Genomic DNA, 14066 nt, shown 5'->3' with positions numbered 1-14066 from the left:
TGATTTGCATTAGAAATTGCACAGTCTGTACAGCGAATCGTAATCAAACGATGTTTTTGATCTTGGCTGTTCTTCAACATTAAATTTGCAACTACTTCAGCGTCAAAAAATTTAGTTCGCTGGTTTGTTAGTTTGTTCTTTTGTCTGTAGGCTCGCCGGTTCATTGTTCTCTCGTTGTTGATTTGTTTGTCGGCTCGTAAGCTCGTCAGTTCATCGTTTGCCCGTTCGTCGGTTCGTTCGAAATCCCTTGATACACGCTCTGATCATCATTTTTTCAATAGTCAGATAAAGTGTTGAACTACCGAACCTTATGCCCGAGTACGCCCATGCATCGTGATCGCTTCTTCGACCTTGATACAACGGTCCATAATCGCCGTCATACCGTGCTCAGCGGCGATTTCAGCAGCTTCCTGGCTGATTATACCCTGCTGGAGCCAAAGCACACGTGCGCCGATTTCAGCGGCCTCCTGTGCGACCTTTGCGCAGTATTCGCTTCGACGGAACACATTAACAATGTCCACCGGCTCTGGAATTTCCGCTAACGTATGATAGCACTTTTCTCCCAGTATTTCACCATCAACCAATGGGTTTACAGGAATGATCCGATATCCCCGACTTTGCATAGCACCCGCGACCATATAGGAGGTACGGTCTGTTTTGTCAGACAGGCCAACAACTGCAATATTACCAGCAGAAGCAAGGATATCTCCGATCTGTTCCCGACTTGGATTCTCAAAGCTCATACATAGTGCCCCTTTCCATAGTTACACTTTATGATCCTTATTTAACTGAAGCTAAATTCGCTAGCTCCCTTACTTCTATTGTACCCACTCCACATTCGCACCAAGCGCACGCAGGTGATCAAAGTATTGCGGATACGACTTAGCGACATGGTGAGCATCCTTGATCAATAGTGGTTTACGCGCTCGTAAACCTACTACTGACAGCGCCATAATTACACGGTGGTCGTAATGCGCGTTAATGGTCACACCACCTTCGACGCCTTCAGGCATGCCGTGAACGATAATTTCATCGCGGCGTTCCTCAACATTGGCTCCTGCACGAGTCAACTCTGCCAAGTAATCAGTTATACGATCACATTCCTTATACCGAAGGTTCTCAACGTTATAGAATCGTGAAGTGCCTTCAGCAAATACGGCAGCAGCTACCATAGCCAGCACCGCATCGGTTGCAGCATCTCCGTCGAATTCAACAGCTTTTAGAACGCCGTTCCCTTGTACGTGAACTGTTCCCTCTTTATGAGTAAGGGGTACTTCCATCATACGCAACACATCAACAATGGCTCTTTCTCCCTGCTTACTCTGTTCCACAAGTCGATGTACCTTAACATCTGACTTTGTAACCGCAGCTGCTGCTAGAATAGCCGCAGAGCCAGGATAGTCACCTTGAACGGTATACGTTTTTGCCGCATAGGCTTGACGACCTGGCACTTTAAAGGACATATAATCATCCGCCGCATGAACCACAATTCCAGCCTGCTCCAATACTTCTAGCGTCTGACCTACGACAACCTTTGATTTCAAATCATCAAGGACAATAATTTCACTATCTTCTTCAAGCAATGGTGTCAAGAATAATAGAGCACTTAGGAACTGGGAGCTGACAGCACCTGAAACTGTAATTCTACCCCCAACAGGTTTGCCACCGCGGATCGTGATCGGAAGCTTTCCTTCGTTATGCTCTACCTTCACACCCAGCTGTTCTAGGGACACGATCAGGTCGTCATGTGGACGTTTGCCCAAGGAGTCAGGATACGTATTTACGAATGTAACCTCAGGGCTTAAAGCAGCTACAGCCATTAGAAAACGTAGTACTGCTCCAGCATTCCCCACATTAAGTTCCTTAACATCCTTAGGTTTGCGACCAAAGCCTTGAATCACAATCTTCTCATCATCTTCTGTGAGTACAGCTCCCAAATCTGCAATACAACGACGGATGGCATCGCTATCTTCACTATGTGCCGGATGATAAATCGTACTTACGCCTTCTGACAATGCGGCAACCAGCAAATAACGAGTGGTATAGTTTTTGGAAGAGAGGGCCCCAAACTCTCCTTGCAGGGATGGCGTTGGCCTAACAATAACGTCCATAATATAAACTCTCCTTAGTAGATATAGTTGTATGTAGTGCTCGTTTGACAGGGTATTCCATGCTTGTGTTATCATTAAACCATTCTTCTGATGAAAAGAGGTCACAACCATGCATAATGTTCCACAAATTACACCGCAAGAATTGCGGCAGTGTCTAGAGACAGGGGAAGACCTTGTACTCATCGACGTTCGTGAAGACGAAGAGGTTGCCTTCGGGATGATTCCCGGTGCACAGCATATCCCCATGGGAGAAATTCCACACCGCACTGAGGATATTCCAAGCGATGCCAAAGTGATCTTTATCTGCCGTTCCGGTGCTCGAAGCCAGCGTGTCTGCGAATATCTACAACAGTTTGGCTATCATGCCACAAATTTAAGCGGCGGTATGATTGAATGGAATGAAACACTCTCTTAAAAGCTCAGCCGCGGTAATGCATTAAAATATATTGCGACACTTCTGCCGCTGTCAGTCCCGTTGTATCGACCGTGTAATGCGCGAACAGGTAAGCTTCTCGACGGTCTTCCATGATACGTCTAACCCGTTCTTCTGCATTGCCGGCGAGCAGCGGACGATTCTGATCTCCACTAACGCGAGCAATAATCTCTTCTTCTGTTGCCGTTAGCGCAACCACATGCCCTTTACTCAGCATTAAATCTGTATTCCCCGGTGCCAATACCGCGCCACCACCAGTAGATATTAATTTATTCTCAGACTCTAGCATACGCTTTAGTACTGCTGTTTCCACGCTTCGAAAGTAATGCTCTCCATCTTCCGCGAAAATTTCTGCAATACTTCGGCCTTCAGTTTCAACAATGACATGATCCAGATCAACCAGCTCGTAACCCAGTTCCTCAGCCAAAATTGCGCCTACTGTTGACTTCCCCGTTGCCATCATCCCTACTAAAATAATGTTCTTATTTCTTTGCTCTTCGTTGAACTTTTTAAATTCTTCTGTATCCCCAGTCATGTCTATCCTCCAACCGCGATATTTGTCATATCATAACACAGGGTCAAAACATTAGACAATCTGCTTCACTTAGTAATTCCACATCAAAACTTCAACAAAAAAGGCCCGAAAGCCTCCCCATTTCTGGTGAAGCAATTCGGGCCACTTTTTTAAAAATATAAGAAAGTACAAGTTTCATGTTATACATTAACCTTATATTTCTCGCATAAACGCTTCTTACCGTCCTTTAGGGACGCCGAAGGCGTTATTGCTTATAACCGTAATAAACTAGATTATTCTGCAGACATCCAGTTGTGGTGGAAAACGCCTTCTTTGTCTACACGTTTGAACGTATGTGCGCCGAAGTAATCGCGTTGAGCCTGAAGCAGGTTCGCAGGCAGTCTTTCTGTACGATAGCTATCATAGTAAGCCAATGCGCTGGAGAATCCAGGTACTGGAACACCCATCGTTACAGCTGAAGCGATAACTTTACGCCATGCGGATTGATAATTATCCATAACATCCTTGAAGAAAGGATCAAGCAATAGGTTCTTAAGATCTGCATTGTTCTCGTAAGCATCCGTGATGTTTTGTAGGAAACGGGAACGGATAATGCAGCCACCGCGCCAAATTTTAGCCAACTCGCCATATTTCAGATCCCAACCGTATTCGTCGGAAGCTACGCGAAGTTGAGCGAAACCTTGAGCATAGGATACGATTTTACTTGCAAACAATGCTTTACGCACGTTCTCGATGAATTCAGCTTTGTCACCATCAAATGGTGTAGCTTCTGGTCCGTTAAGCACTTTGCTCGCTTCTACGCGCTCATCCTTCATTGCAGAGAGGAAGCGTGAGAATACGGATTCGGTAATCATGGACAAAGGTACACCAAGATCCAATGAGCTTTGGCTTGTCCATTTACCAGTTCCCTTTTGGCCAGCGGAATCAAGGATCACGTCAACCATTGGTTTACCAGTTTCTTCATCATACTGAGCAAAAATATCTGTAGTAATCTCGATCAGGTAGCTGTCGAGCTCACCGCTATTCCACTCTTTGAAAATGTTGTGAAGTTCTTTTGCATCCAGACCTAGAACGTCTTTGAGCAGCTGGTAAGCTTCACAGATCAATTGCATATCACCATATTCGATACCGTTGTGCACCATTTTAACATAGTGTCCCGCACCGTCTGGTCCGATATATGTACAGCAAGGCTCACCGTTAACTTTAGCTGAGATTGCAGTTAGGATTGGTTCAACTAGCTTATACGCGCTTTCTTGACCGCCAGGCATAATGGAAGGCCCTTTAAGAGCTCCTTCTTCACCGCCAGAAACCCCAGTTCCGACAAAGCGGAAACCTTTTTCTTCTAGATATTTACTGCGACGAACCGTATCAGGGAAATAAGCATTTCCTCCGTCGATAATAATGTCGCCTTGATCAAGATGCGGCAACAGTTGCTCGATGGTAGCATCAGTAGCTTTACCAGCTTGAACCATGATCAGAATTTTGCGCGGTGTTTCCAGCGAAGCTACAAATTCCTCAACCGAAAATGTGCCTACGAGGTTTTTACCTTCCGCCTCAGCAAGAAGATCATGTGTCTTCTCCGGTGAGCGGTTAAACACGGATACGGAAAAACCTTTGCTTTCGATATTTAGAGCCAAATTCTTGCCCATTACCGCCAAGCCAATAACGCCGATTTGTTGTTTTGCCATCTGGTCCTCCACCCTTTGCACCCTATATTTTTGGGAAATCCATTTCTCGCAGTATAAGAATACCACCCTTTATCAGAGACAGCAAAGCCTGCCCTGCGAATAAAGATCAAATTCATAGACAAATCCATTGCCAATATGAAAATGATCACAATGACTATTTTAACGTTTTTAGCACCAGAAGTGAACCCCTGTCTGCAAGTTCTCAAACAAATCTAAGACACCCCGAAATTCGGGGTGCCACTAAGCAACTTATTTCGGCACCTTGTTTACCATTCTAACATATACAATTCTTTCGTCAAAAAGGTAAGCTGAGCTCGGCATTTCTCCGCGCGAATCATATCCTCAGCCTTAAGTGCATCATTTAATCGATCCAGCTGCTCATCCACTTCAATCCTGCGCTGGCGAATTCGTTCCTCTCCTTCAACAGAATAATAGAGCTTGGTCAGCTCCTCATCGGTGAGCATAGGACCCTTCTGGTATAAGACTCGCTGCTGATAACCCGAGATTTCAACAAGACGAATCACTTCGCCGAACAAAATATTTTCAATAATAATCTGACGGTCTCTGAAGCGCTTTACAATGGCATGGCCTCGCATGTCCCCAATTAACTTCTCCATCCATTCTGACAAGCGAGCATCACGAATCATATAGTCACCCACGAGTTTATAGCCATCTTTGATCCTTTGAAAACGTAATTTCACCAATTTACGACCCGTACGGACCGAAATTACAAAGACCTGTTCGTTCTCGCTCCAATATAGGGAATAACCTTTTTGAATCAAATCCTTGATCAGGTCCTGGATATGCTGTCTGTCGAAACGCAGCTCCAGGTTACAATACTCCACCTCGTCGTTTTTGTTCACGGCACTCCCCCCTAACTGCTTCACATCTGCAAAGCCAACTCAATTGTTGAATTCTTGATTATTTATGGCTGCCGGACCTCTTCAAGTAGTAGTTACTTTTGCGTTCGTCTTAGTCTTATTTTATACTTCAGTTTATGTAGCGGTAACTTGGTTTATTGACTATTTTTACCCGCAACAGACTTTCTCCAAACGCTGATTGAATTTTTTATTTCTTTTAGTCCTTTTAATTCCTAAAAAAAGCCGCTGACAACTAATTCTCAGGTTGTCAGCGGCTTTTCACATCTAAGGTCAACTAGTTTTAAATTTCAACTTTGTTCTGTGTACAATTAGTAAATGCAGCCCAAAGAGCATCAACATTACAATTGCACTCATCAGAAACGGAACACCGTGACCTACATGGTCCCATAGTCTTCCTGATATCACTGGTCCTGCCACCATCCCTGAGCCTTGCAAGGTCAAGAAAAGCCCCCACACAGTCCCTCGTTCCCCCTTAGGCACTTGCTTAGCCAGAAAAGCATTCCATGCCGGGAGAATAAGCGCGTAGCTTATACCGACCAATGCCACCGCGATAAAAGCAAGCGGGAGCCAGCGTACCTGTGAGAACAGGGCAAGCGAAAAGGCGGCGAGCAAAAAGCCAATGTTCAGAAACACAGTTGTTCCTATTCGGTCTACCAGCTTCCCTGCTGGAATTAGAGCAAGCACCGTAATTCCCCCACCTGCAATCAGAAGCAGACTAAATTGATTCGGACTAACATGAAGCTCCGTACGTGCAAACAAGGTAACTACAGGCGTCATCAAGCCAATGGCAAAAGCCTGAAGAAATAAGGCTGGATATAGTAGGCGACTGACTTTAAGCGTCGTTCTGACCTGATGTAGTGTTCTTTTTATACTTTCTAATGGACTGATTTTTTTACGCTCAATAGCTCCGCCGAGCCCCTGCATGTCCCTTACAACTGCATGAGTGCCACTTGACGAGATTCTTTTAGGTAAAAAGAGCGCAACTACAACTACTACAGCAGCACACCCTAGCAGGACCAAAAAGGCTACACGATAGCTTTGTCCACCCTGATCCATCAAAAAATTCACTACAATCGGACCGATTCCCGTTCCTGCGAGCGATGCCATCTCTACAGCACCCATAGCTGCTCCACTGCTGCCGCTTTTAGTAGATCCCGCCAATTCCGTTATTCCGGTCATCACACAAGGCCAAAGCGGGGATGTCCCGATCCCAAGAATAAGACAGGCAATCGAGAGCGTAACTGCTGTTTTGGCATATATTATCATTCCAACAGCTACTAGGATCAACAGCAAGGCACTTGTCATGGTCCAGCGAAACCCTATGCGCTCCATAACCCAGCCAGAAGGACTGCGGAATAGATTATCCCCCAAATACTGGAGTGCAAAGGCAAAGCCTACTACCGTAACAGATAGACCCAAAATATTCTCCATATATACGGGTAACAAAGCGACAAGTAGCGACCCTTTAACAAACTCAACTAAAAAAATAATTACCCACATCTCCATGATAAATGGCGACGTCAAACTGATATGTGTACGTTGCGCAGCTTTTGTGGACATTCTATCACATCCAAATCCTAGTATTCTGTAGATTGTTTTGTTATACTGATGCTTGCCTTAAATTTTAATATTCGCGAAAGGTTGTGACAGCATTAAATGAATCAACACCGTACTCCCCTCTTCACAGCTTTAAAAAAGCATGCCGCCGGCAATCCCGTTCAATTTCATATCCCGGGGCATAAGAAGGGGCTAGGAACCGATGCCGAATTCCGTGAGTTTATCGGCGATAACGCTCTATCCATCGATCTAATCAACATCGCACCGCTTGATGATCTACATCAGCCAACTGGAGTAATCCAGGAAGCTCAGAAGCTGGCTGCGAAGGCTTTCGGCGCCGACTATACGTATTTTAGCGTACAGGGCACGAGCAATGCCATCATGACGATGATCCTCTCTGTCTGCTCACCGGGTGATAAAATAATTGTGCCGCGCAACATTCATAAATCTGTGATGTCGGCCATTATCTTCTCCGGAGCCAAGCCTGTGTTTGTCTCGCCTGTTCAGGATGAGAATCTCGGGATAGATCACGGCATAACGACCAGTTCGCTGGAACGAGCGTTAAGGCGTCATCCAGACGCCAAAGGAGTTCTAGTAATCAATCCCACGTACTTCGGTGTATGCGCCGACCTGCGTTCGATTGTCGACCTGGCTCACCGTTACGGTGTACCCGTATTGGTGGACGAGGCACATGGAGTACTGATTCATTTTCATGAGGATCTGCCGGTATCGGCCATGCAGGCCGGAGCGGACATCGCTGCCACTAGTGTGCATAAACTTGGCGGCTCCATGACGCAAAGCTCGGTACTGAATCTTAATGCTAAGACGGGTCTGATTAACCCGCAACGGGTACAGACCATTATGAGCATGCTGACTACAACATCTACCTCATATATTTTATTAGCGTCTTTGGATACATCAAGACGTAATCTCGCGCTGAACGGTCATGAAATGGCGGAAAGAACCATCAGACTGTCCAACTATGCACGCGAAACGATCAATACGATCGAAGGCCTGTACAGCTTTGGAAAAGAGATCCTTGGGACAGAAGCAACATTTGATCATGACCCAACTAAGCTCAACATTCATGTGCGCCATTTAGGGATCACAGGATACGAAACTGAAAACTGGCTGCGCGAGAAGTACAACATCGAAGTAGAACTAAGTGACATGTATAATATTCTTTGCCTTATTACCCCAGGTGATACCCAAGAATCAGTAGATAAATTATTAGCTGCACTTCGGGTGTTGTCCGCCATTCATTACAGCAAGGGTGAAATCTACGAACTTAAGGTTCAGGTTCCAGAAATTCCACAGCTTGCTCTGATTCCAAGGGACGCTTTTTATGCGGATACGCAGTTAGTTCCATTCCGTGAATCTGCTGGCTACATTATTGCAGAGTTTATATATGTATATCCGCCTGGAATTCCTATTCTTCTCCCTGGCGAAGTTATCACTCAGGATAACATCGATTATATTATTGACCATGTGGAGATCGGACTTCCGGTTAAAGGTCCTGAAGATCGCAGCATCACGAACATAAAAGTGATTGTAGAAGCCGATCCTATTTCCTAAGACCCATCATTTTCCTAAAAAACTTCATTCATTTATACAAAAACCCGATACCATAATAAGTATCGGGTTTCTGTATATAAACATCAACTGTCATATACACAATAGAACAGCTTAATTTAGTCGCTAAAATCTATTCTTGCTGAGCAAGCAGATTGTTGTAAGCTTCTTCAACAGCTTTCCATTCTTCTTCATCTTCGATATTGTACAATACCATTTCTTCGTCTTCTTCTTCCATACGCAGAATAATGCCATCCGCTTCAGGATTTTCCTTTTCTAACAGCAGCGCGTATAGTTTCTCACCGATGTCGAAAGTTTCAACCAATACCATTTCAACATCTTCGCCCTGCTCGTTCGTCAAGGTCAGCACAAACTCCTCGTGCTCATGGTCGTGATCATGCCCGCAACCGCATGCTTCACCATGCTCATGTTTGTGATCGCTCATTGTAATACCTCACTTTGAATTGTATTATCCTACATCTGGTATACTACCACGTTAGATTAGTTCAGGTCAATTTAGAACCCTTAATTAAGAGCTGTAATTACCTTTTCTGACACAAGAACGTAATCCGCATTTTTGGAAGCTTTCATGTAGAAGCCTACCCGATATTTGCCGGTTTCTTTAAAATCATAAGTAAACTCCGAGGTCGGAAACCAGAAATTATCCTTCTGCGAGCCTTCAAGCTCCTGCGACTGAATATCCTTAACATTACCAGAGGGGTCCGTTATGGCTACTTTTACAGCTGAAACCTCTTCTGTTAAGCTATCTACCTGGGTTAATATTTTAATCTTAAGCTTGCCTACGTTTACGTTACCAAAGACCGTATTATCCTTAAAAAGAACAATATGAACATTAGGCTTAAGAATCGTCACTTTTCCAGATCCATCCCAATTCACTACCCCGCCTGCTTCTCTAGCGGGAATATATGTTTTTCCATCAATCAAATAACCGCCGTCTACAATTTCCGTCCCGTTGTTCCATACCCTGATTTTCTTACTCACAGAATCGGCGAACAATAAGGAGCCACCCATCAAGGAAAAAGCAAACACACATAAAGTGACTTTTTTCCATCTATTCATTTGAAACCCTCCAAATAATTCATGCTATTAATGTATACTTACTTTGTCTCAGCAAGTTGCGCTAATTGTAGGTAAATATTTCATTCATCTTCCGAAAAATGATATTATGTACTTGTTCAAAGTTGATATATTAGCTGACAGCGATTTCAGGAGGGTACTTTCTTATGAGTCTGAGCCTACAAATGCTAGGAACTGGCAATGCTTTTGCTAAAAACTATTTTAACAATAATGGCTTGCTACTAGCTGATGATTATACCCTACTAATTGATTGCGGGATTACAGCCCCACTTGCCATGCATACCATCGGGAAATCCTTCCGTGACGTAAACGCTACTCTAATTACGCATATTCATGCGGACCATGTTGGAGGTCTGGAAGAGCTAGCACTTACGCTAAAGCACGTATACGGGAAAACTATGAGATTACATTTACCTGAGACGCTTGTTGAGCCACTTTGGAACAACACCTTAAAGGGTGGATTATATCAAAAAGATGCAGTAGCCTCCCTGACCGATATCTTCGAGGTTAAACCTATGAAACCCGGAATTACGTACAAGCTCGCTCCTTCTCTTTCGCTCGAGATCATACATACGCCGCATATTCCTGGCAAAGATAGCTATTCCCTTCTAATAAATAATGAGATTTTCTACAGCGCGGACATGACTTTTCAGCCGGATCTACTTATACGCCTTGTCCGTGAGCACGGCATCCGAATGATTCTGCATGACTGTCAGCTTGGTGGATCAGGTGTTGTTCACACCACACTGGAGGAGTTAATGTCATTACCTGAAGATGTTCGACGTATCATCAAGCTCATGCATTATAGCGATGAACAACCTCAATTCGTCGGGCTTACTGGAGAGATGGAGTTTATTGAGCAGCATGTAATTTATAAACTCTGATTAGGATTAAAAAAAGACCGTACATTGACGTCCGATGACGTATGTACGGTCTTTGCCTTTAGAACTATGAGAAACTCGGAAGATTATCCAAATTGTTGGTTGGATCCCCATCCGCGTCGCCGCGAATATAAGTTCCTCCGTCTTTACCTTTAAAAGCATTCACTCCGGCAATATTTCCGGCCTGTACTTCTTGAAGCGCTTGATCATACGCCAGGACACGTCCTGTAGAGGTCTGGAAACTGGTTAAATCTCCGTCTCCATTTTTCTGTACAGCTACGAAACTTTCGCGTTCGTTATTTGGCACTTCAGCTCGCCCCTTGCACTTGGATTTGCCATCATATGGCACATCCTAGCTTGCTTCATGGAACGGTAAATTATGTGCACTATTTTTAAAGAGTTTTCTGCATCCGTACATGTAGAATACCTGCGTCATAAAAAGGTTCCGTAGAAATCACTTCATATCCTAGCTTCTTGTAGAAATTCTCAGCTTGGCACTGTGCATCAAGAATCGAAGCTTCCAGTCCAAGCTCCCGAGCAAGCTCTTCCATAGCTAGCAACAGAACACGTCCGTATCCTTTGACTCGATAATCTTTCAGTACGGCGATACGCTGCATTTTGGCTGTACCTGCTTTGTAATAAATCAATCTTCCTGTAGCCACAGGTACACCTTCATCTATAATTAGAATATGGTGCGCATTCGGACCGATAACATCGTATTCATCAATTTCTTCCTCAGCCGGTACCATTTGTTCCTCTACAAATACTTTAGTACGAATATCCAGCCCCATCTGAAGCTGTTCCTCTGTAGTTACCCGTAAGATTTCTGCCGCCATGTTAGTCCCAAACTCCTCTCTCTATGTATCCAACGATAGTTGTCTATTATATAAAAATTCGACTAGAAAGAAAAGCCTGAGCATGAGAAATCGTCTTCTACGCTGCTCTAATCTGCAGAATATACTTCTTCAGGAATCGAACGATTGTATGTGTCTTGCATCACTGGTGACAATGGAGGGTACTGACCTTTTGGCTTTCCATCTAGGTTGGTCATTTCTTTGATTTCCATGACTTTTGTTGGCTTCGCCTCGGAACATCCTCCCAAAAACATCAGCAACAACAGACAAACGCCGACTTCCCATTTCAAAAATTTAAGCATGGTTTTACTCCTTTCACCGTTCAACTGCGGTTATTCTCATTACAGCTTTGACGGTTCATGAGTTTTATAAACCATTGGATCACTTCATTGCCCGATTCTAACCCTTATAGATTCACATTTCCAACGACATGGACCATGTACATCATTCCTGCCAGAAAGCCAGCTAATACAAAATAAGCGATACCGTATTTCCAGCGTGAGCTAGCCGGCACATCGTAATACTTATCGTTCTCGTAGACCGAATAGCTGATATCACAATTCATCTTTAGATGAAGCCCATTCTCTAAGGTCACAGGCTCTAGCTGCGAGATACGCACCTTTTCAATGATGCATTGCTGTTGAAGCGTAGCTCTACCAATGTAGTTCAGTTGATCCCATCTCACCCCTACATACTGCTGTCTTTCCAAATCACTGTAAGTAGTAAAAGGTAAATCTCTTCTATGCTCTGGTCCTGGAATCATGTAGCCTGCATCTCTAAGTGGCTCTACTGGAATTAAGAAACTCTTCATTACAGAATAAAGGCGATTGTTAGTGCGTCTCTTCACATATTTGTTATACAGATCGTAAGCAAATAACGCCCAAATAATAAAGAACAAGATCGAACGCATATAGATGATGATGGCTAAACCACCCACGAGCCCCACAAGCCACAGCCAGCGCGTCACCGCGGTTGCAATACGGCCGCCGTCAAGCGGGTGAATCGGCAGCAGATTGATCAGATTAAGTAAAAAACCTATATAAGCCAAGGAATAGAGAAGTGGACTATCCATGTAATAAGCCGCTCCAAAAACGGCTGTAGCCCCAATGGTTCCTAAGATCGGACCTCCAAAAGCAATATAAGCTTCTGTCTGGGCATCCAGCGGCTGTTTCTTCATTGTAATTAAAGCTCCCAAAAACGGTATAAACAGTGGAGCGCTGACTGGAAGCCCGATCCGTTTCGCTGCTATTACATGTCCTAATTCATGGACTAGCAAGAGCAGGACAAAGCCCACGGCAAACCCCCAGGGGTAAATCAAAGCATAAGCCCATATTGAAATCATCATTGAGATTAACGGCCCGGCAATTTTACCTATTTTCAGAAGAGACAGAATCGCCTTTCCTTTAAACAGGAGCATCGCCGCCCCGCCCCCCAACCATTTCCATGGCGTGGAAGAATTCTTTTTCTGCTCATTTTGCGGCAAGATCCCAAGCTCCTTTTTCTTTCAATTTTTATCTAACTGCTGTACATTACCATTCATTTTATCATAAGCGCTTAAGGAGTATTTCCATAAAAAAGCACTTGGCTAAGTATACGACGCAACTTTTAGAATCGTTTCAACGTCAAACAAACAGATAATGGATAATTTCCACTATTATTCAAGGGAAGAAAGTGATTCCGCTCCAATCCCCCCCACCTCACACAAAATAACCCGAATTTTATGGTTACCCTATAGGCTAACGCCGTGAACGTTATAGGCTACGAACCATAGACTGTTATCAGGGTTATTCAATTGAGGAGGTTATTTATGGATACAAATGCAAATTTACATCAACAGGTCAGTTGGAATTGTATGAACAAATACGTTGGTATTACAACGACTGACGGTCAGTCCTTTGATGGCTTTATTGCCCATGTAGATCAAAACTATGTTACTCTTGCGGTTCCTAGCAACGAAATGGTAGAACGTTTAAACGGAATGCCCACACACGAATCGGCGTATAGACAATTTGGATTCCGGCCTGGCTTTTTCCCAAGACGTCGCTTCTTTCCACGACGCATCCCTTTTTTCGGTATAAGCGATATATTTCTACTCCCGTTCTTTATCTGACGTGGCTCATGGGGATGGAGCGGCATCCCCTTTTCTTATTATTTTAAAGACTATGTAAACTATCATCCCTATAGATTGTAAAAAAAGAATTGCCATCCTACTCTATCGTATGGTATTATGAAATTCGTCGCAGGACGGTAGCTCAGCGGGAGAGCACTATCTTGACAGGGTAGGGGTCATGGGTTCGAACCCCATCCGTCCTATACTGCACTATTTAGAAAGCCCTTATTATATAAGGGTTTTTCTTTTTTTTCGATCATCACCGTAGCTCTATAAATTTGTGAATCTTGCTATTGGGGACGAATTGGGGACGAAATTTTTCTTCCCATAAAAAAATGGCTACCTT

Annotated in this window: 16 protein-coding genes and 1 tRNA gene; 5 read left to right on the top strand and 12 right to left on the bottom strand. The window is 44.0% G+C overall.

Annotation, left to right across the window (positions count from 1 at the left end; genetic code table 11):
- Nucleotides 1–308 precede the first annotated feature (308 nt).
- Both MHI27_RS12225 and aroA read right to left on the bottom strand, forming a co-directional pair.
- Nucleotides 309–743 (bottom strand): CoA-binding protein, encoded by a 435-nt coding sequence (locus MHI27_RS12225; protein ID WP_076299469.1) that lies wholly within the window; start codon nt 741–743, stop codon nt 309–311.
- A gap of 75 nt (nt 744–818) precedes the next feature.
- Nucleotides 819–2111 carry a 3-phosphoshikimate 1-carboxyvinyltransferase gene (gene aroA, locus MHI27_RS12220; RefSeq protein WP_042187311.1) on the bottom strand — a complete coding sequence of 431 codons (1293 nt, stop codon included), beginning with the start codon at nt 2109–2111 and terminating at the stop codon, nt 819–821.
- Between the two features lie 109 nt (nt 2112–2220).
- Here aroA and MHI27_RS12215 point away from each other — a divergent pair, with 109 nt between their 5' ends.
- The gene (locus tag MHI27_RS12215) at nt 2221–2526 is read left to right on the top strand and encodes a rhodanese-like domain-containing protein (RefSeq protein ID WP_042187309.1); all 306 of its coding nucleotides are present in this window, start codon (nt 2221–2223) and stop codon (nt 2524–2526) included.
- Nucleotides 2527–2530: 4 nt separating this feature from the next.
- Here MHI27_RS12215 and MHI27_RS12210 read toward each other — a convergent pair whose 3' ends face one another.
- From MHI27_RS12210 to MHI27_RS12195, 4 genes are all read right to left on the bottom strand, one after another.
- Nucleotides 2531–3079, bottom strand: a complete 549-nt coding sequence (locus MHI27_RS12210) for a shikimate kinase (RefSeq protein WP_341054070.1) — start codon at nt 3077–3079, stop codon at nt 2531–2533.
- Nucleotides 3080–3351: 272 nt separating this feature from the next.
- Nucleotides 3352–4767 carry an NADP-dependent phosphogluconate dehydrogenase gene (gene gndA, locus MHI27_RS12205; protein ID WP_042187305.1) on the bottom strand — a complete coding sequence of 472 codons (1416 nt, stop codon included), beginning with the start codon at nt 4765–4767 and terminating at the stop codon, nt 3352–3354.
- A gap of 266 nt (nt 4768–5033) precedes the next feature.
- Nucleotides 5034–5630 carry a hypothetical protein gene (locus tag MHI27_RS12200; RefSeq protein ID WP_042187304.1) on the bottom strand — a complete coding sequence of 199 codons (597 nt, stop codon included), beginning with the start codon at nt 5628–5630 and terminating at the stop codon, nt 5034–5036.
- A 288-nt stretch (nt 5631–5918) separates the two neighbouring features.
- Complete coding sequence (locus tag MHI27_RS12195; protein ID WP_339802903.1) at nt 5919–7208, bottom strand: MFS transporter; 1290 nt, start codon at nt 7206–7208, stop codon at nt 5919–5921.
- A 96-nt stretch (nt 7209–7304) separates the two neighbouring features.
- Between MHI27_RS12195 and MHI27_RS12190 the strand changes: the two genes are divergently transcribed.
- A complete protein-coding gene (locus MHI27_RS12190; RefSeq protein WP_042126789.1) occupies nt 7305–8780 on the top strand; it encodes an aminotransferase class I/II-fold pyridoxal phosphate-dependent enzyme in 1476 nt (491 codons plus the stop codon).
- Between the two features lie 130 nt (nt 8781–8910).
- Here the strand turns inward: MHI27_RS12190 and MHI27_RS12185 are convergent, their stop codons facing one another.
- Nucleotides 8911–9222: a DUF1292 domain-containing protein gene (locus MHI27_RS12185; RefSeq protein WP_042187300.1), complete on the bottom strand. Its 312-nt coding sequence runs from the start codon at nt 9220–9222 to the stop codon at nt 8911–8913.
- 80 nt (nt 9223–9302) lie between these two features.
- Entirely contained in the window at nt 9303–9857 is a 555-nt protein-coding gene (locus MHI27_RS12180; protein WP_042187298.1) for a copper amine oxidase, read from the bottom strand.
- A gap of 164 nt (nt 9858–10021) precedes the next feature.
- On the opposite strand from MHI27_RS12180, the gene MHI27_RS12175 reads away from it, so the two are divergent.
- Nucleotides 10022–10759, top strand: coding sequence for an MBL fold metallo-hydrolase (locus MHI27_RS12175; protein ID WP_339802898.1), 738 nt, complete (start codon nt 10022–10024; stop codon nt 10757–10759).
- A gap of 64 nt (nt 10760–10823) precedes the next feature.
- On the opposite strand, the gene MHI27_RS12170 is transcribed toward MHI27_RS12175, so the two are convergent.
- The 4 genes from MHI27_RS12170 to MHI27_RS12155 form a co-directional block, all read right to left on the bottom strand.
- Nucleotides 10824–11063 (bottom strand): DUF3892 domain-containing protein, encoded by a 240-nt coding sequence (locus tag MHI27_RS12170; RefSeq protein ID WP_042187294.1) that lies wholly within the window; start codon nt 11061–11063, stop codon nt 10824–10826.
- Between the two features lie 85 nt (nt 11064–11148).
- Nucleotides 11149–11592, bottom strand: a complete 444-nt coding sequence (locus MHI27_RS12165; protein ID WP_042187292.1) for a GNAT family N-acetyltransferase — start codon at nt 11590–11592, stop codon at nt 11149–11151.
- 107 nt (nt 11593–11699) lie between these two features.
- Nucleotides 11700–11912 carry a hypothetical protein gene (locus MHI27_RS12160; RefSeq protein ID WP_405176383.1) on the bottom strand — a complete coding sequence of 71 codons (213 nt, stop codon included), beginning with the start codon at nt 11910–11912 and terminating at the stop codon, nt 11700–11702.
- 104 nt (nt 11913–12016) lie between these two features.
- Entirely contained in the window at nt 12017–13093 is a 1077-nt protein-coding gene (locus MHI27_RS12155; RefSeq protein ID WP_405176382.1) for a site-2 protease family protein, read from the bottom strand.
- Nucleotides 13094–13417: 324 nt separating this feature from the next.
- Between MHI27_RS12155 and MHI27_RS12150 the strand changes: the two genes are divergently transcribed.
- Both MHI27_RS12150 and MHI27_RS12145 read left to right on the top strand, forming a co-directional pair.
- Entirely contained in the window at nt 13418–13720 is a 303-nt protein-coding gene (locus MHI27_RS12150; protein WP_042187286.1) for a hypothetical protein, read from the top strand.
- A 131-nt stretch (nt 13721–13851) separates the two neighbouring features.
- Nucleotides 13852–13923, top strand: a tRNA-Val gene (locus MHI27_RS12145).
- Nucleotides 13924–14066 lie beyond the last annotated feature (143 nt).

This window comes from Paenibacillus sp. FSL H8-0261 (assembly GCF_045040645.1).
Taxonomy (GTDB): Bacteria; Bacillota; Bacilli; order Paenibacillales; family Paenibacillaceae; genus Paenibacillus_AQ.
This window is presented reverse-complemented; position numbering and strand designations above follow the sequence as displayed.